Annotated in this window: 14 protein-coding genes and 2 pseudogenes; 2 read left to right on the forward strand and 14 right to left on the reverse strand. The window is 69.3% G+C overall.

What is annotated here, in order from left to right:
- Positions 1-40: 40 nt before the first annotated feature.
- The gene (locus QAD21_RS06180) at positions 41-1,210 is read right to left on the reverse strand and encodes an NAD(P)-binding domain-containing protein (protein WP_280360830.1); all 1,170 of its coding nucleotides are present in this window, start codon (positions 1,208-1,210) and stop codon (positions 41-43) included.
- A 53-nt stretch (positions 1,211-1,263) separates the two neighbouring features.
- Between QAD21_RS06180 and QAD21_RS06185 the strand changes: the two are divergent.
- Positions 1,264-1,993 (forward strand): annotated as a pseudogene (locus QAD21_RS06185) (enoyl-CoA hydratase).
- 14 nt (positions 1,994-2,007) lie between these two features.
- On the opposite strand, the gene QAD21_RS06190 reads toward QAD21_RS06185, so the two are convergent.
- The 10 genes from QAD21_RS06190 to QAD21_RS06235 all read right to left on the reverse strand — a co-directional run bounded on the left by QAD21_RS06190 (position 2,008) and on the right by QAD21_RS06235 (position 14,871).
- Positions 2,008-3,102 carry an XdhC family protein gene (locus QAD21_RS06190; protein WP_280360831.1) on the reverse strand — a complete coding sequence of 365 codons (1,095 nt, stop codon included), beginning with the start codon at positions 3,100-3,102 and terminating at the stop codon, positions 2,008-2,010.
- Between the two features lie 58 nt (positions 3,103-3,160).
- Positions 3,161-3,976, reverse strand: a complete 816-nt coding sequence (locus tag QAD21_RS06195) for an IclR family transcriptional regulator (RefSeq protein ID WP_280360833.1) — start codon at positions 3,974-3,976, stop codon at positions 3,161-3,163.
- Between the two features lie 107 nt (positions 3,977-4,083).
- The gene (locus tag QAD21_RS06200; RefSeq protein ID WP_280360834.1) at positions 4,084-6,540 is read right to left on the reverse strand and encodes an FAD-dependent oxidoreductase; all 2,457 of its coding nucleotides are present in this window, start codon (positions 6,538-6,540) and stop codon (positions 4,084-4,086) included.
- 41 nt (positions 6,541-6,581) lie between these two features.
- Positions 6,582-7,430, reverse strand: coding sequence for a formyltetrahydrofolate deformylase (gene purU, locus QAD21_RS06205; protein ID WP_137810978.1), 849 nt, complete (start codon positions 7,428-7,430; stop codon positions 6,582-6,584).
- A 9-nt stretch (positions 7,431-7,439) separates the two neighbouring features.
- Positions 7,440-8,039 (reverse strand): sarcosine oxidase subunit gamma family protein, encoded by a 600-nt coding sequence (locus tag QAD21_RS06210; protein WP_280360836.1) that lies wholly within the window; start codon positions 8,037-8,039, stop codon positions 7,440-7,442.
- Positions 8,032-10,869, reverse strand: a complete 2,838-nt coding sequence (locus QAD21_RS06215; protein ID WP_280360838.1) for a 2Fe-2S iron-sulfur cluster-binding protein — start codon at positions 10,867-10,869, stop codon at positions 8,032-8,034. Before QAD21_RS06215 ends, QAD21_RS06210 begins: the two co-directional genes overlap by 8 nt.
- Positions 10,866-11,174, reverse strand: coding sequence for a sarcosine oxidase subunit delta (locus QAD21_RS06220; protein WP_280360840.1), 309 nt, complete (start codon positions 11,172-11,174; stop codon positions 10,866-10,868). The genes QAD21_RS06215 and QAD21_RS06220 overlap by 4 nt, the downstream gene beginning before the upstream one ends.
- A 25-nt stretch (positions 11,175-11,199) precedes the next feature.
- A complete protein-coding gene (locus tag QAD21_RS06225) occupies positions 11,200-12,459 on the reverse strand; it encodes a sarcosine oxidase subunit beta family protein (protein ID WP_065630784.1) in 1,260 nt (419 codons plus the stop codon).
- 13 nt (positions 12,460-12,472) lie between these two features.
- The gene (locus tag QAD21_RS06230; RefSeq protein WP_226512730.1) at positions 12,473-13,546 is read right to left on the reverse strand and encodes a hybrid-cluster NAD(P)-dependent oxidoreductase; all 1,074 of its coding nucleotides are present in this window, start codon (positions 13,544-13,546) and stop codon (positions 12,473-12,475) included.
- Positions 13,547-13,554: 8 nt separating this feature from the next.
- Positions 13,555-14,871 carry an aromatic ring-hydroxylating dioxygenase subunit alpha gene (locus QAD21_RS06235; RefSeq protein ID WP_226512731.1) on the reverse strand — a complete coding sequence of 439 codons (1,317 nt, stop codon included), beginning with the start codon at positions 14,869-14,871 and terminating at the stop codon, positions 13,555-13,557.
- A gap of 320 nt (positions 14,872-15,191) precedes the next feature.
- Between QAD21_RS06235 and QAD21_RS06240 the strand changes: the two are divergent.
- Positions 15,192-15,524, forward strand: a pseudogene (locus QAD21_RS06240) (L-serine ammonia-lyase, iron-sulfur-dependent, subunit alpha); the annotation flags it as partial.
- A gap of 32 nt (positions 15,525-15,556) precedes the next feature.
- Here QAD21_RS06240 and QAD21_RS06245 read toward each other — a convergent pair.
- The 3 genes from QAD21_RS06245 to QAD21_RS06255 are packed head-to-tail and all read right to left on the reverse strand — an operon-like array spanning position 15,557 to position 18,769.
- The gene (locus QAD21_RS06245; protein WP_280360843.1) at positions 15,557-16,888 is read right to left on the reverse strand and encodes a D-arabinono-1,4-lactone oxidase; all 1,332 of its coding nucleotides are present in this window, start codon (positions 16,886-16,888) and stop codon (positions 15,557-15,559) included.
- Positions 16,876-18,162: an alanine racemase gene (locus QAD21_RS06250; protein WP_137810895.1), complete on the reverse strand. Its 1,287-nt coding sequence runs from the start codon at positions 18,160-18,162 to the stop codon at positions 16,876-16,878. Before QAD21_RS06250 ends, QAD21_RS06245 begins: the two co-directional genes overlap by 13 nt.
- Positions 18,146-18,769: a TetR/AcrR family transcriptional regulator gene (locus QAD21_RS06255; RefSeq protein WP_065630789.1), complete on the reverse strand. Its 624-nt coding sequence runs from the start codon at positions 18,767-18,769 to the stop codon at positions 18,146-18,148. The genes QAD21_RS06250 and QAD21_RS06255 overlap by 17 nt, the downstream gene beginning before the upstream one ends.
- Positions 18,770-18,964: the final 195 nt, after the last annotated feature.

Raw genomic sequence — 18,964 nt, forward strand, 5'->3', positions numbered from 1 at the left:
CAGTGTTGTGAAAACACAACAACTTGTCAAGTGGTGGCAACTACGCCGTGTTCCCAGAAGAGCGTGAGGGCACCCCGAGCAGCTCGGCCGCGACCCGTGCCGCCTCCCGCCCGGCGCGATTGGCCCCGATCGTCGAGGCCGACGGGCCGTAGCCGAGCAGTTGGATCCGGGGATCGGCGTCGACGACCGTCGCGAGGCGGCCGGACATCGTGATGCCGCCCCCCGGCGCGCGCAGGCGTAACGGGGCGAGATGGTCGATGGCGCTGCGAAAACCGGTGTTCCAGAAGATGACGTCGACATCCAGGTGCTCCGGGACGTCCGGGTGATCGGGGGAGTCGCCGGATGGTCCGTCGCAGTCCCAGCACACCCCGGTCTCGGTGATGCGGGTGAACATCGGACGCCACGCGAGGATTCCGTCGCGCTGCGCGGCCGCGATCGCGGGGGTGAGTGCCAGCCCGGTCACCGACACCACCGAGGTGGGCGGGAGCCCGGCGCGCACCCGCCGTTCGACGCGGGCGACGGCCTCGCGCCCCTGCTCGGGGGTGAACGGTTCCGGGTTGAAGACGGGCTCGCGCCGGGAACACCAGAACGTCTCGCTGCCGGGCGCCTCCCGGGCGATCTCGATCAGCAATTGGACGGCGGAGATGCCCGCGCCGACGACCAGGACCCGCTTGCCCTCGAACTCCGCGGGCGATGTGTAGTCGTGCGTGTGCAGCTGCCGGCCGCGGAAATCGGCGGCTCCAGGGATATGTGGGATGAACGGACGGTCCCAGGTGCCGGTGGCGTTGACGATGAGTTTCGAGGTGACCGACCCGCCGACGCCCAGCTCGGCGCGGAAGCCGTCGTCCTCGCGGCGCACGGCGCGCACGTGCACGGGTCGATGCACGGTCAGACCGAACTTCTCCTCGTACCGCCCGAAGTACTCGGGGACGGCGGTGGCCGCCGGGAGCTCGTCACAGTCCAGGCCGAGAGCCTCGACGAGGCCCCACCCCGGCAGGTCGTGGACGCGGTTGGCGGTGGCGAGGGTGAGCGTCGGCCACCGGAACTGCCAGGCCCCGCCGGGCCCGGGGGCGTGGTCGAGCATCTGGTAGCGATCGCCGAGGCCGAACCGCTCGAGAAAATAGGCCGCCGACAGTGCGGCCTGTCCGCCGCCGATGATCAACACATCCGAGTGCGGTGCGGGCGCTGCGCCGGCCGGGGAGATCTGCACGTCCCCACCTTGTCACGACGTGTCGAATGGGTGCGGTGGGTAGGTTGGGGCCCATGATTCACTCCACTACCGACGGGGCGGTCGTCACGATCGAGCTGGACCGGGCCGACAAGCGCAACGCCCTGAACGACGAGATGCTCGCGGGCCTGTCCGATGCGTTCGACGCCGCACTCGGGTCCGGCGCACGCGCCATCGTGGTGACCGGGCGGGGGCCGGTGTTCAGTGCCGGCGCCGACCTGTCCGGTCCCGTGTACGAGAAGGGCTTTCTCGACACCCTCGTCGGGACACTGAAGAAGATCGAGTCATCCCCGGTGCCCGTGCTCGCGGCGCTGAACGGCTCCGCGATCGGCGCAGGATTGCAGCTGGCGATGGCCGCCGACCTCCGGGTGATGGCACCGGATGCGATCGCGGGCATACCGGCGGCGAAACTCGGTGTCGCCGTTGACGAATGGACCATCCGACGCCTGGTGTCGCTGGTGGGGGCGGGGCAGGCCCGGGGGATGCTGATCGGGTGCGATCCGCTGACCGCCGACCGTGCGCACGCACTCGGGTTCGCCAACCGCATCGGCGACCTCGCCGACGCGCAGCACTGGGCGGAGACGATCGCCGGCCTCGCCCCGTTGACGCTGCAGCATTACAAGCTCGTCCTGAACGGCGACGGTGCGCGCGACGCCGCGCCCGAGGATCGGGCGGCGGCATGATGCGTGCGTGGGAGAGCGACGACCTGCGGGAGGGCCGCGCGCCCGGGCTGAGAAGCGTCCGCCGCGGTTCACCGGGTCCTGACCCGGAGGCCGACGCTACCGGCGGTGGATCGGTCCGTCGCCGGCGTGCAGCGGTGCGCCGGTGGCGCCGTGCCGCTCGGCGATGAGTTGCGCCGCGATGGCGACTGCGACCTCGCCCGGGGTGTGCCCGCCGAGATCGAGGCCCAGGGGTGAGCGCAGCCGGTCGAGTCGGATGTCGTCGACGCCCGCCTCGCGGAGGCGTTGGTCGCGATCGGCGACCGTCCGCCGCGACCCGAGTGCACCGACGAAGCCGAGTTGCCGGCAGCCGAGTGCCACCTGCAGGGTCGGTACGTCGAATTTCGGGTCGTGCGTCATCACGCAGACCGCCGTCGACGGACCCGCCCGGCCGTCCCGGATCTGTTCCGCCAGATAGCGATCCGGCCAGGAGACGACGACCTCGTCGGCGTCGGGGAAGCGTTCGGGGGTGGCGAACACCGGTCGTGCGTCGACGACCGTCACCCGCATACCGAGACCGGCCCCAATCGAACTGAGTGCACGCACGAAGTCGTTGGCGCCGACCAGGATCAACCGGGCCGGCGGCCCGAAGGTCTGCACGAAGGTCCGGGGACGTTCGTCGGACGGGGCATCGCAGTCGTCGATGCCGATGAGGCCGCTCCGGCCGGTGGCGAGGAGGTCGGCGACGTCGCGGTCGAGGCGGCGCCACGGCTGCTGTGAGGCGGCGGTGGCGAAGTACCAGTCGGTCTCGTCGGTGAGGGTCGTGGCCCACGAGACGGGTTCGCCGGCGTCGATCGCCGCCGCGAGTCGGTCGAGCTGGCCGCGCCGACCGCTGCTCGGTGCGACACGTTCGACGAGAACTTCGATGTGCCCGCCGCAGGTCAGACCCGGCGCGGGACTGTCGGGATCGTCGATGCCGTACTGTTCGACGATCGCGACCCCGTCGGCGAGGACGTCGCGGGCGGTGTGCACGAGAGCGGATTCGACGCAGCCACCGGAGACCGAACCGATCACGGTGTCGTCCTCGGTCACGATCATGGCCGCGCCGAGCTCGCGGGGTGCCGATCCCGACGCGCCGACGACCCGGCAGAGTGCGACCGGACGCGCGTCGTCGCCGTCGAGGAGTTCGGTCAGGGACCGCAGGACGTCGCGCATGTACTCCAGTGGACCAGATCTCCCCGACTGCGGCCACGTGGGCGGCGGCCGGCCGACGTCACGACTTCTCGATGATCCCGGGGGCGCTGGCCGAACCCGCCGCACGGTAGCCGAACATGCGGCTGAGATCGTCGGCCGCAGAGACGACGGTCGCGGTCAGCTCCTCCGTGTCGTCCGGGTCGAGCCGATAGCGCGGGCCGGAGACGCTCAGGGCCCACACGATGGTGCCCGTGTGATCGCGTACCGGTGCGGCAATCGCCACCAGGCCGACCTCGAGTTCCTCCACCGCCATCGCCCAACCTCGGCGCTCGACCTCGCGCAGGTCGGCGACGAGGTCGTCGATGTCGACGACCGTGTGGTCGGTGAACCTGGTCAACCCGCCCGCGAAGGTCTCGCGAACCTCGTCTTCGGACAGACCTGCGAGCAGGACCTTCCCCGAGGACGTCGCGTGAGCGGGGGAGGCCTGGCCCACCCAGGTGCGGAGGGCGACCGCGGACGGCCCTTTGGCCTCGACGACGTTGATGGCCTGCGACTCGGCGAGGACGGCGAGATTGGTGGTCTCACCGGTCTGCGCGGCCAGCGCGTCACAGGTGTCCTGCCCACATCTGGTCATGTCGAGGGTTGCCATCGTCGACCCGGCGAGGCGGACCACCGTGAGGCCGATCCGGTACTTGCGACCGTCCGGTACCTGCTCGACGAAACCGCGTGCCTCGAGTGACGAGACGATTCGGGAGACGGTGGATTTGTGAACGCCGAGCTCGAGGGCGAGTTCGGTGATGCCGGCCGACCCGGCGGACCCGATGAGCTCCAACACCTGCAGTGCCCGATCGACCGCGCCCCCCGGACGTTCGGTCTCCGCTCTCTGCTCAGTCATCGCAGCGCCCAGGGTACCGGTCGGGGCGGGTGGGACCGGAACCGCGTCGCGAACCGCGGCAAGCCGTCCCGGGCGGGTCACGGGCGTCGGTGGGTACCCGGAACCGCTCATCTCCGGATCCGGGTCATCTGGGGATCGACCACCGGGTCGGCGATGACGACGGCCGTGTGATGGGTGGTCTGGTAGGCGACGTCGACCGAGGTGTCGTCGGGGAGTTCGGCGGGCAACCAGGCGTAGGCCAGGCACGCGCCGACCGTCGCCGACCACCCGGCGCTGGTGACGTAGCCGACGACCCGGCCGCCCATCGATACCGGCTCCTTGCCGAGGACGACCGCCGCCGGATCGGTGAAACGCAGGGTGCGCAGCGTGTTCGGCGCATCACGCTCGGCCAGGGCGGCGCGGCCGAGGAAGTCGTCCGCGGTCTTGCGGATGGCGAAACCGAGCCCGGCAGCAGCGGGCGTGTGCTCGGTGGTCATGTCGGAACCGGCCGCCCGGTAACCCTTCTCGATCCGCAGGCTGTTGAAGGCGATCCGGCCGGCCGCGATGATGCCGTGGGGATCGCCCGCCGCTGCCACCGCGTCCCACAGCGCCGGTCCGTCGGCCGCGGAAGTGTAGATCTCCCAACCGAGTTCGCCCACGTACGAGACACGCATCAGGGTCACCGGGATTCGGGCGACGGTGGTGGTGAGCGCACGGAAGTAGCGGAGGCCGTCGTTGGTGAGGTCGGCCGGCGTGAGCGGTGCCAGCACGTCGCGCGCCAGCGGGCCCCAGAGACCGAGACAGCAGGTGGCCGTGGTGATGTCGCGCAGGACGACCGAGCCGTCCGCCGGGAGGTGCCGGCTGATCCAGTCGAAGTCCAGCGGACCGTTGGCGCCCACCTGGAACACGTCGTCGGCGAGCCGGGCGACGGTCAGATCCGAACGGATGCCGCCCTTCTCGTCGAGCATCAGCGTGTAGGTCACCGAGCCGACGGACTTGTCCATCTTGTTGGTGGTGAGGTGTTGGAGAAGGGCGAGCGCACCCGGACCCGACAGCTCGAACCGGGTCAGCGGGGTCATGTCGTACATCGCGACGTGGCTGCGGGTGTGCGCCGCCTCGGCGACGGAGACAGGCGACCAGTGCCGGGCCGACCAGCTGTCGCGCTCCGGTACGACGAGCCCGTCGGCGAGCTTCTGATCGAGCAGCGGACGGTTGGCCTCGTACCAGGCGGGTCGTTCCCAGAGTCCGCTCTCCCAGAACTCGGCGCCGAGTGCGGCCTCGCGGTCGTGGAACGGGCTGAGACGCACGTTGCGCGGGGCCCTGCGCTGATCGTGCGGGTGGATGATGTCGTAGACCTCCACGAAGGCCTGCGAACTCGTGGTGAGGATGAAGTCGTCGGTGAGTGCGTCGTCTTCGAAGCGGTACAGGTCGGTCTCGTGGACGTCGACACCGGGAGTGCCGTCGATCATCCACTCCGCCATCGTCTTCGCGACGCCCGCCGAGTGGGTCACCCACACGGCCTCGGCGACCCAGAAACCGGCCAGGTCGCGATGTTCGCCCATGACCGAATGGCCGTCGGGGGTGAACGAGAAGATCCCGTTGAAGCCCTCCTCGACCTTGCCGTTGCCGAGTTCGGGTAGCAGGGCCACCGAGTGCTGCCACGCGTCGTCGAAGTCCTCCGGGGTGAACATGAGCTTGGAGGGCATGTCCGCCAATGTGATCGCGGTGTCGTGGTCCAGATCGCCCACGTCCGAGGGCATCGGCCGGTGACCGTAATAGCCGATGCCGATCCGGTCGCCGTGTTCGCGGTAGTACAGGTCGCGGTCCTGGTGGCGCAGGATCGGCAACGTCGCCTCGGCCAAAGCGGAGTTGACGCCCCTGCGAGAGGCGACGGGGGTGGTGATCGCGTATTGATGGGCCATCGGTACCAACGGGATGGTCAGTCCCACCCGGCGGCCGAATTCGCGGCCCCAGAAACCGGTGCAGCACACCACGATGTCGGCGTCGACGACTCCGGTCGAGGTGCGCACCCCGCGCACCTCGCCGTTGGCCTCGACCACGTCGATGACCTCTTGTCCGCCACGGAACTCGGCGCCGCGCGCCATCGCGCGGCGGGCCTGGGCCTCGACCGCGCGCAGCGCTTTCGCGAGGCCGTCGTTCGGCGTGTGCAAGCCGCCGAGGACGGCATCGCGTTCGAGGAGCGGATGCATCGCAGCGCATTCCGCGGGGTCGACGAGTCGGTGTTCGATGCCACGAGCGGCCGCCCACCCGGCCTTGCGATGCAGGTCCTCCCACCGTTCCGGGGTGGTGGCCACTTCCAGTCCGCCCACCGGGTTGAAGCACCAGCCGTCGGGATGAGCGAGCGCGGAGAACTTCTCGATCGTGTAGGAGGCGAGCGCGGTCATCGTCTTGGACGGATTCGTCGCGAAGACGAGGCCCGGCGCGTGCGAGGTCGACCCGCCGGTGGCGAAGAGCGGGCCGCGGTCGAGGACGGTGACGTCGGTCCAACCGCGCTGGGTGAGCTCGTCGGCGAGTGAGGTACCGACGATGCCGGCGCCGACGATCACGACTTTCGGTGCAGCCATGGGGAACAATCCTTTTCGGGCAGGTGTGGGTCAGGGCTTGGTCAGGTGAAGACCACGGTGCTGGTCCCGTTCATCAGCACCCGGTACTCGCTGTGCCACCGCACGGCGCGCGACAGGGCCAGCGCCTCGGCGTCGCTGCCGACAGTGGCGAGTCGGCGCGGATCGTGGGTGTGGTCGATGCGGATGACCTCCTGCTCGATGATCGGGCCCTCGTCGAGGTCGGGGGTCACGTAGTGCGCGGTCGCGCCGACGTACTTGACTCCGCGCTGATGTGCCTGGTGATACGGCTTGGCGCCCTTGAAGCCCGGCAGGAACGAGTGGTGGATGTTGATGGCCCGGCCGCGCAGTGCCGAACAGGTCTCGTCGGAGATGATCTGCATGTACCGGGCGAGGACGACCAGATCGACGTCGTAGGACGACACCAGGTCGAGCATCGCGTTCTCGGCCGCCGGCTTGGTCTCCGGGGAGACCGGTAGATGGTGAAACGGAAGGCCGGCCGATTCGGTCATCGGGGCCAGATCGGTGTGGTTGGAGGCGACGGCGACCAGCTCACCGCCGAGGGTGCCCGAACGCCAGCGGAAGATCAGGTCGTTGAGGCAGTGCCCCAGTCGAGAGACCATCACCAGGATCCGCTGCGGTGTCTGGTCGTTGATCGAGTATTCGGCGCCCAGACCGGTGGCGAGATGATCGAAAGCCGCCGACAGCTGCTGTGAGCCGGACTCGTGGGCGGACGCGAATTCGGTACGTACGAAGAGGGTGTGGGTCATCGGGTCGTCGTACTGCTGATGGTCGAGCACCTCGCAACCGTGGCTGTAGAGGAACGAGCTGATCGCGTGCGTGACGCCGCTGCGCGACGGGCATCGCAGGGTGAGGGTGAATCGATGAGACATGGGGTTCCTCTACGGCAGCGGGGAAGGAGCGGGCACGATGGCGTACTCGGTGGCGGCGTCGACGAGCCACGCGGCGAGGTAGTCGGCGTAGGAGCTGCGGACGAGGACGGCGAATCCGTCCGGAACGCGATGCACGATCACCGCGGCCTGGGCCAGCAGTGTCTGGGCCACGTCGTCGGGCCCGAAGCTCCTCGGCGACAGATCGATCGCGCAACCGTGGGCGAGGATCGTCTCGGCGTGCGGGCCGCCGAGGACCAGGCGGGTGCGCTGGCCGGAGGCATCGGCGACATACGCGCCGCCCTGCGCACGGTCGGCCATCGCCGCGGCGAACTCGTGCGGTGCGATGCCGGCCGCGTAGGCGAGATACTCGTCGGGACCCAGCCAGACGACCGTGGTGTCCCCGTCGCGCGTCATCCGGCAGGCGCCGGGCAGGTCGAGCCGCTCCGCCGCGGCGGGTTCGGTCGGTCGGATCACCGTCTGCGCCACCGGGGTCGGGCGCAGCAGTACGGCCGGGGCCAGTTCGGCGAATCGCGCCGACCAGTTCTGCAACGGTGGGACCGGTTCGAGCGCGCCGGTGTCCGGCAGAGAATGCACGGTGGTGTCAGCCATCGCGTCGGGCTCCTTCCGCGTCGACGAAAACGGTTGTGGTGATCTCGACTTCGCACAGCGTGTCCCCGATGGGGACATCGAGCCGGCTGCCGATGAGGTCGCGACCGCCCTTCACCAGCGCAAGGGCGAACGGGCGGTCCAGCTCGGCGCTGCGGTAACTCGACGTCACGTGCCCCAGCATCGGCACCGGCGGCGGTGGCAGGGTGCGGTCGACGCGGTGGGAGATGATCTGCGAACCCTCGGGGAGCCGGGTGCTGCCGTCGACCGGCAGCAGTCCGACGAGGTGCTTGCGGTCGGGTGCCGTCGCGGATTCACGCGCGAATGATCGCTTGCCGATGAAGTCCGGCTTCTTCTTCGAGACCGCCCAGCTCATCCCGAGGTCGTGGGGCGTGACGGTGCCGTCGGTGTCCTGGCCGATGATGGGATAGCCCTTCTCGGCGCGCAGGACGTGCATCGTCTCGGTCCCGTAGGGGGTGATGGCGTGCGGTTCACCGGCGTCGATGAGTGTCTGCCACACCGCCTGGGCATAACCGGCCCCGACGTTCACCTCGTAGGCGAGTTCCCCGGAGAAGCTGATCCGCCCGATCCGCACGGGCACGCCGCGAAAGGTGGTGTCCCGCCACGTCATGAACCCGAACGCATCGTTCGAGACGTCCAGATCGGGGAACACGGTGCCCACCACGTCGCGCGAGCGTGGGCCGACCACCGGGAACGTGGCCACCTGGTCGGTCAGCGAGGTCATCCACACCCGGAGGTCCGGCCACTCGGTCTGATGCCATTCCTCCATCCAGTCGAGGACGGCCGCGGCGTTGCCGGTCGTGGTGTACAGGGTGTAGCGGTCGTCGGCGATCCGCATCACGGTGCCGTCGTCGAACACCATGCCGTCCGCGCCGCACATGACGCCGTAGCGGACCTTGCCGACCGCGAGGGTGCTCATCATGTTGGTGTAGAGCAGGTCGAGGAAGGCCGGGGCGTCGGGACCGGCGACATCGATCACGCCGAGGGTGGAGCCGTCGAGGATGCCCACTCCCGTTCGCACGGAGGCGCATTCGCGGAGGGCCGCGTCGTGCATGTCCTCGCCGCCACGCGGGTAGTACCGCGGCCGTTTCCACTGGCCGACGTCCTCGAAGACGGCGCCGCGCTCGACGTGCCAGTCGTGGATCGGGGTCCGCCGCACCGGGTCGTACCGGTCGCCGCGATCACGTCCGGCGAGCGCGGCGAAGGTCACCGGGGTGTACGGAGGACGGAAGGTGGTGGTGCCGGCGTCGTTCACGGGGATGCCGAGCATCTCCGCGACGATGCCGGAGGTGACGATGCCCGAGGTCTTGCCCTGGTCGTGCCCGGTGCCGATGGTGGTGTAGCGCTTGACGTGTTCCACCGATCGCATCCCGGCACCCAGCGCCCGGGCGATGTCGGCGACGGTCGCGTCGCGCTGGAGGTCGACGAACGAGAGGGTGTCGTCGTCGGGACTGCCGGGCACGTACCAGCAGACGGCCGGCGCGGCCGGAATCCGCTCGGTGACGCGCGGGATGGCGCGCAACTCCGGTGGCGCCATACCGAGTCCGGCGAGGGTCGCCACCGCGCCGCGTCGACCGTCGGCCAGGCTGTCGCCCAAGGTGGTCGAACCCGCTGCGGCACCGACGATCTCGGTCTTAGACACGGTTCCCGTGGGCAGGAAGGTCGCGGCTCGGTCGTCGAAGGCGATGGTTCCGCGCAGTTGACTCCAGAGGTGCACCGCCGGATTCCAACCGCCACTGACCAGGACGGTGTCGCAGACCAGGGACGAGCCGTCGCTGAGGTCGATCCCGGTGACCGCATCGGTGCCGTGCGCTCGGATCACGGTCGTACCCGCGAGGATCGGGATGCCGCGCCGGCGGGCGTTCTCGCCCAGGTCCGCGCTGACGGCCGGGCGGACGTCGACGACGGCGGGAACCGAGACCCCGGCGTCGACGAGCGCGAAGGCCGCGGTGTAGGCGGAATCGCATGCGGTGAAGACCACGGCCGTCCGGCCGACCCGGACGCCGTAGCGGCTGAGGTAGTCACCGCCGGCGCCGGCCAGCATGACCCCGGGCACGTCGTTGCCGGCGAAGACGATCGGTCGCTCGTGGGCGCCGGTGGCGAGAACGAGACGACGAGCCCGGATACGGTGCACCCGTTGCCGGGAGAGGTGTGCGGGGGCGTCGCTGCCGAGGTGGTCGGTGCGGTGCTGGACGGCCAGGACGAAACCGTCGTCGTAGGCACCGAACGCAGTCGTACGGGTCAGGTGCGTGACGTGCGGGTGCGAATCGAGTTCGGCGACGGCTTCGGCCACCCAGCCGACGCCGGGAGTACGGCCACCGGGTTCGCTGCGCTCGTCGACCAGGAGAACGTGGGCTCCGCCACGGGCGCAATTGAGGGCCGCCATCAGGCCCGCGGCGCCCGCACCGACGACGAGCACGTCCGGATGGTGGTGCAGCGAGTCGTATCGGGCGTCGTCGACGGTGCTGCTCAGCTTTCCCCAGCCCGGTACCCCGTGGGCGACGAGGCCGGGACACAGGGCGACGGTGGTGGCCGGCACCATCGGTTCCACGAACGGGGCGTCGATGCCGACCTGCGCGGTGGCGTCCTCGGCCCAGGCTCCGGTGACGCCGCGCGGGCGCCCGAGGTTGACGCTGGTGGTGACCACCCGCACCCCGTTGGCGAGCAGGGCCGACGCGAGGGTGTCGCCCGCGTAGCCGCGGTAGGTGACCCCGTCGAACACGAAGTCGATCGGCGTGCTCCGGTCGATGCGTCCACCGGCTCCGGTCCGGAACGGCTGAGCGGGAGTGGATTTCGGGTCGGTGGTGCTCATCGGGCTGCTCCGGGTTCGGCGGGGGAGGACGGCGTGTCGGCACGGGATCGCGAGGGAGCCGATTCGTCGGTGAACGCATAGGTGAGGGTGTCGCGCCCGACGGTGAACCACTGGCGGCACCCGGTGGTGTGGCACCACCGTTCGGTCATCGACCCCTTGGGATTGGGCCGGAAGAACAAGTAGTGTGCCCACGCGGTGTCGTCGAGGTCGGCGGGTCGCTCGGGATAGGCGACACCGGCCGCGGCACCGTAGTGGAACTCGGTTTCCTCGCGGGGCCCGCAGTGCGGGCAGCGGATCATCTGCATCGTGGTGTCCTCGGCGGTGGCGGGTTCAGTGGGCGACGGCGGCCGCGCCGTGCTCGTCGATGAGGCGGCCGGTGACGAACCGGTCGAGGGTGAACGGTGCGTTGACGGCGTGCGGGCTGCCGGTGGCGATCGTGTGCGCCAGCGCCCAACCGACGCCCGGAGTCGCCTTGAATCCGCCGGTGCCCCAACCACAGTTGAGGTAGAGGTTCTCGTACGGGGTGGCACCGACGATGGGCGAGGCGTCGGGGGTGACGTCGACGATCCCGCCCCATGTCCGCAGGAGGCGGGCCCGCCCGAACACCGGGAACAGCTCCACCGCGGCAGCCATCTGACGCTCGATGATGTGGAAGGCGCCGCGCTGCCCGTATCCGTTGTAGGAGTCGACCCCGGCGCCCATCACCAGCTCACCCTTGTGGGCCTGGGACACGTAGACGTGCACCGCGTTCGACATCACCACGGTCGGGTGGATGGGCTCGAGGAGTTCGGACACCAGGGCCTGCAGCGGATGACTCTGGATCGGAACCCGGAAACCGAGCTGGTCGGTGAGCGTCGAGGTGTGTCCGGCGGCGCACAGCGCGACGGTGCCCGCAGCGATGCGGCCGCGGGTAGTCTCGACGCCGACCACCCGGTCGCCGTCGGTGACGAACCCGGTGACCTCGCAGTTCTGGATGATGTCGACGCCCGCATCGCTGGCGCTGCGGGCGAAACCCCAGGCGACGTAGTCGTGTTTGGCAATGCCGCCACGGGGTTGAAAGGTCGCGCCCAGCACCGGATAACGGATGTCGGAGGAGGTGTTGACGATCGGGCACACCTCCGCGACCTGCTTGGGATCCAGCCATTCGGCATCGATGCCGTTCAGCCGATTGGCCTCCACCCGCCGGATGCTGTCGCGCACATCCTGTTCGGTGTGGGCGAGGTTGAGTACGCCGCGCTGGCTGAAGAGGATGGGGTATCCGAGCTCGTCCTCGAGACCCTCCCACAGCTTCAGCGAGTGCTCGTAGATCCCGGCGCTCTCGTCCCAGAGATAGTTGGATCGGATCAGGGTGGTGTTGCGCGCCATGTTGCCGCCGGCCAGCCAACCCCGTTCCAGGACGGCGACATCGGTGATGCCGTGGACGCGGGCGAGGTAGTGGGCCGTGGCGAGACCGTGGCCGCCGCCTCCCACGATGACGACATCGTAGGAGGACTTGGGTTCTGGTGCGCGCCAGAGGAACTCGGGGTGGTGGGGGAGGTGGGCGCCCGGGGGCGCCAGGCCCGCGGGACGCGGTGTCTTCTGGCTTGTCATCGTCGGGTCTCCCTCAGAAATCGATCACGACCGGGGACAGGGGTTCGGCGCAGCAGAGCAGGATCTTGCCCTGCGCGATCTCTCGTGGGCGGATACCGCCCTGGTGGTTCATGACCACGTCGCCGGAGACCTTGCGGACCTTGCAGGAACCGCACAGGCCCACACCACACGTCGATGGCAGGGTGACGCCCGCTTTGGCGGCGGCGGCGAGGATCGTGGTGCCGGGACCCACGGTGACCCGCCGGGCGCGTCGGGAGAAAGCGACGACCACGCCGGTGTCGGACTCCGACTCGTCATCGGTGGGCAGGCTGAACCCGAAGCTCTCCTCGTGGATCCGAGCGAGAGCCGAGCCGGCCGACACCAGTGCGCCGCGCACCTCGCTGCGAAAACGCCCGGGCCCGCAGAGAAACACCTCGCGGTCACCGAGGTCGGGGCAGACCCGTTCGAGCATCGCGCGGTCGATGCGCCCGCGGTGTCCGGTCCAGTCGGGGAAGTCGCCGGCGGCCATGCGCGTCGCCGCGAACGCCAGTGTCACGTTCGGATGCCGACGGGCGAGTTCCTCGAGTTCGTCCCGGAATGGGATGTCGTCGACATTGCGCGCACTGTGCACGAAGGCGATGTCGAGCGGGGACTCGCTGTCGGTGACCGATCGGAGCATGGACATCACCGGCGTGATGCCACTCCCGGCCGAGACGAACAGGTACTTCTCGGCCGGACGGGCGGTGTAGGTGAATCGACCCAGCGGTCCGGAGGCGGTGATCATCATGCCTTCGACCATGTTGTCGTGCAACCAGTTCGAGACGTGACCCCCGGCCACGCGTTTCACCGAGATCGACAGGCCCCCCGGCCGGGTCGGGGGTGAGGAGATGCTGTAGCAGCGCTGGACGGGCCGGCCGTCGATCTCCACGGTCATCGCCAGGAACTGACCGGGGGCGAAGACGAAGGTCCGGTGGTCGTCCGGGTCGCCGGCCGGATCCCCGGCAGCGGAGCGCGACGGCGACCCGCCCGCGACCCGGAAGGTGAACGTCGCCATGTCCCGGGTGGTGTCGGTGCGGGACACGCACTGGAGGAAGATGTTGTCGGCCATGGTCGCTCTCAGGCTCCCGCCGCGTCGAAAGGGCCGTCGGCGGCCGGGATGTCGAGTCGGCGGCGCAGCATCGTGACATACCAGTTGACGAAGGCCTCGACCTGGATCTCCGACGTACTGTAAGGGCCGGGAACGTAAGCGGGATCGCTGATGCCGCTGTGCGCGAGCGCAACGAGGTCGGCGTCCTGCTGATTCGTCTTCTCCCAGACCCCGGTGAGCTGGTCGAGGTCATAGTCGACGCCCTCCACGGCGTCACGATGGACGAGCCAGGTGGTGCGCACCAGGGTCTGATCGGCGGAGACCGGGATGACCGCGAAGAGCACGGCGTGGTCGCTCGTCACGTGCAGCCACATGTTGGGCTGCAGGTGCATCGACAGCCGGCCGAGTCGCGCGTCGGGGATGTCGGTGAGGAGGCGGCCGCAGGCCGCGGAGCCGTCGAGGGTGAACGACTCGCCGGCGAGGTCGAGTGCGTCGCGCTCGATGTGGAATCCGGTTGCGCGCGTGTCGAGTTCTACGACCCGGGTGTGGGGTAGGCCATGCCGGTCCCAGATCTCGGTCTGCTCCGCGGTGGCGCGGTGGAACCGGTCGAACGCCGGCGCCAACCGGCTGGGGATGGCGTCGGTGTCGCTGTATCCCCAGGTCGGGAAGAACACGTTGAGGAGTTCCGGATGGCCACCGCAGTGGTAGCACTCGCGGTTGTTCTCCATCGTCAGTTTCCAGTTGCCGTCTTCGACGATGTCGACCTGTTTGGCCACCTTGGCCTCGGCGAGACGGTGTGGCGTCAGATAGGGCTCGACGACGGCGGCGACCTCGTCGATGTCGGCCGGCGGGTCGTCGGCCAGGCAGATGAACACCAGGCCGCCGATCGTGCGGACATGTACCGAGCGCAGCGAGTAACAGGACTTGTCGAAGCCGGGCGCCTGGTCATCGGCGAACTCGAGGCGCCCGTCCATCCCGTAGGTCCACGAGTGGTAGGTGCACACCAGGGTCCCGGTCGATCCGCTGGGCTCGGTGAGCAGGCGGGCCCCTCGATGCCGACACACGTTGTGGTGGGCCCGGACCCGGCCGTCGTCGTCTCGGACGACGATGACCGACCGGGTCGAGAAGGTGATGGTGACATAGTCACCGGGATCGGTGATCTCGGCTTCGGTGGCCACGAAAATCCATGACCGAGAGAAGATCTCGTTGACATCGAGGTCGAAGAACTCCCGGCTCACATAGAACTCCGCCGGCAGGCTCTCGCCTGCGCGGCGGTCGGCGATCAGAGCGCGGGTGCCGGTTTCCGGTGCCCTGGTGGCGGCATGCGCGACGAATGGTGCAGTCATCAGCAGTGCGGGCCTCTCTGCACGGTCGGTGACGGATCTGTCGGGATGGCGGTTACATCGAGATCAACTGCATTGCAGTCGATCTCGAGACAGTCGGACGGCACGTGGATTCGGCCGGGCCAAGCTGGGGGAGTGTTGATTTGTTGCGTCATACGCAACGACGCGCATGCTATGCAACAAGTGTGCGTCTCGGGTCTTGCGGTGTCAAGCGGGACGTGCGACCGTTTCTCCACGAGCCACACAGGCGTCGAGGGACCGTCGCGAGCCAGGCTCGGCCGCTCTACCCGACAGGGGTCGCATCATGACCGTGCGCGAACGACATCGGTTGCCATCCGCGGGTCATCCGTCCGCGGCACCCGAACGCGATGGAACTGCGGGCATCCACTCGGGGCGGTGCGCGACTGCCTGCTGAACGGTATTACTCGGTCGGCGGCGGTTTCGTCGTGACCGACGCGAGTCCGACAATCCGTCGGTCGGTACGGACGTACCATTCGGCAACGGCTCCCGACGACGTGACCGTCCGGTTCCTGTTGGCCGCGGGTGCGATCGGCGGGCTCATCAAATCGGGGGCGTCGATCTCGGGTGCCGACGTGGGTTGCCAGGGCGAGGTGGGTTCCGCGGCGGCGATGGCCGCCGGTGCACTGGCCGAGATCCGCTCAGCGTGGTGGAGTGCTGAAGCCGGACGCTAGTCGCCCAGCACCCGCCGCAGGTAGTCGTTGGCGAACACGCGGGACGGGTCGTATCGGTCCCGGACGGAACGGAATTCGTCGAACCGTGGATAGACGCCGCGTAGATACTCGGCGTCTCGGGTGTGCATCTTTCCCCAGTGGGGCCGGCCGCCGAGACCGGTGAGGATGGCTTCGACGTCGGCGAAGTAAGCATCGGAGTCGGCGGGATCGTCGCGGTGATAACGGTGTACGGCGATGTAACCGCTGGTGCGTCCGGAGGCGGTGGAGAGCATGAGGTCATCGGCCGCGGCGGCGCGGACCTCGATGGGGAAGCTGACGAGGTGGTCGCGCCGGTCGAGGAGGGCGCGGATCTCGCGCAGCGCCGCCGGCACGGCCTCGAGGTCGACGGCGTACTCCATCTCGCGGAACCGGACGTCGCGGTCGGAGACGAAGACCCCGGTGGAGGAGTCGGTGAACTCGCGCGCGGAGAGCGCGCGTCCCGTGACCCCGTTGATCGTCGGCACCAATCGCGGTGCGCGCGCACCGATCTCGCACAGCAGACGAAGGGCCTTGTTGCTCAACAGTTCGTCGTCGATGTAGCGCTTGACGCGCGACGGCCCGGTGACCGGGGCGTCGGGACCGACCCGTGTGTTCGTCTTCACCAGAGCGCAATTGGTGTGCGGGAACAGGTAGAACTCGTGGTGGTCGGTGGTCGCGACGCGCTCGTGGAAGGCGGCGATCGCCGCATCGGCCGTCTCGGGACCCTCGACCGCGTGCAGCCGGAACTCGTCGACACAGTCGATGGTCAGTTCCACAACGACCCCGAGCGCGCCGAGGCCGAGTGCGACGGCCTGCATGTCGGCGTCGTCGGCGGTCACGGTGACTATCTCGCCGGAGCCGGTGACGATGGTCGCGCCGACGATCTGGGTGCTGATGCCGCCGAAGGCGAGCCCGGTGCCGTGGGTTCCGGTCGAGGTGGCGCCGGCGATCGTCTGACGATCGACGTCGCCGAGATTGGTCATCGCGAGTCCGAAAGGTGCCAGGATCCCCGGGATCTCGTGCAGGTGTGTGCCGGCGCGCACGGTGACTCGGTGGCCGTCGGCCGCGACTAGACCACGCAGGCGCGACAGGTCGAGTTGCACGTCGTCGGCCACGGCGATGGGGGAGAAGCTGTGTCCCGCGCCGACAGTCTTCACCGTGCCGCCGCGCGCGGCCGTCTCCCGGACGATGTCGGCGATCTCGGCGGCACTCGCCGGGTGCCGCACCCGGTTCGGCGTGCAGGCCGCGGTGCCGCCCCAGTTGCGCCAGCCGGGCGCCGAACGCGCAGCGGTCCTGCTCACAGGAAGCACCTGCCCTCTCCTCGGTAGGTCGGTACGACCTCATCGACCACTGCGTGCCCGGCGTCGTCGCGGCCGATGATCGCGACCTCGCGCGCTCGTTCGCACACCTCGCCGGACTTGGTGTGCCGGAACCACACCCGACTCCCGACGGCGATCTCGTCCGCGACCGCACCTCGCAGTGGGGTCTGCACCTCGCCGGCGGCCTCGGTACCGACGTAGGTGAGTCCGTGCGGCCACACGGGTGTGGGCAACCGGTCGGCAGCGGGCGGGCCGGACGCGATCCAACCGCCGCCCGCGCAGGTCACGACGCCGGGCGCCGGGCGGCGGACGACGTCGAGACCGAAGGACAGCGCGGGGGCGGGACGGAACCGCGCGTACCCGTCGAACAGATGGCCGCCGAACAGACCGCTGCCCGCGGCGATGTCGGTGACCGAGCGGTCGCGCGCGGTCTCCTCCAGGGAACCGGTGCCGCCTCCGTTGACGAACTCCAGGTCGGCGATCCGGCGCACGTCGTCGATCACCTTGCCGCGGCGACGGCGCAACTCGGCCATCGAACGTCGCTGCATCGCGCGAATCGCCCGGTTGGCCAACGCCTTACCGGGCGCCGCATCGGCCACCCCGGCCACCTGCGCCTCGTAGGACATGACCCCGACGAGATCGAAGCCGGGACGTGCCACGATGATCCGTGCCAGCTCCAGTGCGTCACGACGGGAGTGCACCGGCGAGCGGCGAACCCCGATGTGCACCCGCCCGCCCAGTAGGCGGTACGACGCGTCGAGGTCGATCGCGACGCGGATCGGCGGCCGGGCGGACGGAGGCACGACGGCGTCGATGAGGTCGAGTTGGTCGACGGAATCGACGAGCACGCTCACCCGACGGGTCGCGACCTCGTCGGCGGCCAAGGCCGCCAGCGCATCCCGCCGCACACTGGGGTATCCCATCAGCACGTCGTCGATCCCCGAGGTCGTGGCGAGCCAGTGTGCCTCGGCCACGTCGTAGGCGAGCACCCCCGCGAAACCGGCGCGCGCGGTGATGTCGTCGATGACCGAGCGGACACGGACGGATTTCGTGGCCAGGCGGATCGGGACACCCGCCGACCGACGGGTGAGATCGGCGACGTTGTGCTCCAGGGCGGCCCGGTCGAGTGCGAGGACCGGTGCGTCGAGTCCCGCATCGGCGACCGCTTGATCAATTGCCGCCCAATAGGATTCGGGATCACTCAGCCACGGCGCGGGCGTCGGCGTCACCGGTGCCGCGTCGGGCGCCTCACCCGAAGCTGACATGGGTCATGAGCTGATCGGTGATCGAGCGGATGATCGCGTCGACGACCTTGTCGTCGGCGGTGCTGAGGTAGACGAGGGTGATCGAGTTCGTCGCCGCGATGATCAGCGGACCGAGGTCCTCGACCGGCGTGGTCCACTCCATGGGCGTCAGGTCGGCCATCGACCGCAGCCCGGCCGAGGCCACCCGGTAGAGCTGCTCGTACATGTGCTTGCCGACCTGCTGCAGCTCCGGGTGATTGTGCGCATAGATGCCGAGCGCGATGGTCGCCTGCATCCGGCCGGGATCGGCTTTGAGCAGGTCGTAGAACGCGTGGAACTGGCTCACCATGCTCGACCGCATCGTCTCCACGCCCGGCTCGGGTCCGTAGTCGGCGGCGGGCAGCACCGCGTGCAGCATGCGCTCGATGTCGGTGGGGACCGCCGTCTCCATGACCGCGCACAACAGTGCGGTGCGACTCTCGAAGGCATAGTGGAAACTTGCGAGCGGCATGCCGGCGTGGGCGCAGATGCGACGCGTGGTCGCGCCCTCGACCCCATGGTCGGCGATCACACGGTACGCCGATTCGAGAAGCGCGCTTCGACGTTGGTCGACGGACATCCGTGCCACTGCGGTATCTTCCTGACCACATGCGCCGGCGCATGCTCGGGTGGACAATATCGCCGCAGCCTATCAGTGCCGGTGAGGCGCACAATGCCGTTCACCCGGAAGAAATCGCAGATCACACCGGGGACACTCGGGAGGCGTGCACCGCGCGGCGCGACCGCCGTCTGCCCGGGGTGACGCCACCGAACGCACTACTGT

Origin of the sequence: Gordonia sp. SMJS1 (assembly GCF_029866425.1) — a bacterium.
Classification (GTDB): Bacteria; Actinomycetota; Actinomycetes; order Mycobacteriales; family Mycobacteriaceae; genus Gordonia; species Gordonia hongkongensis.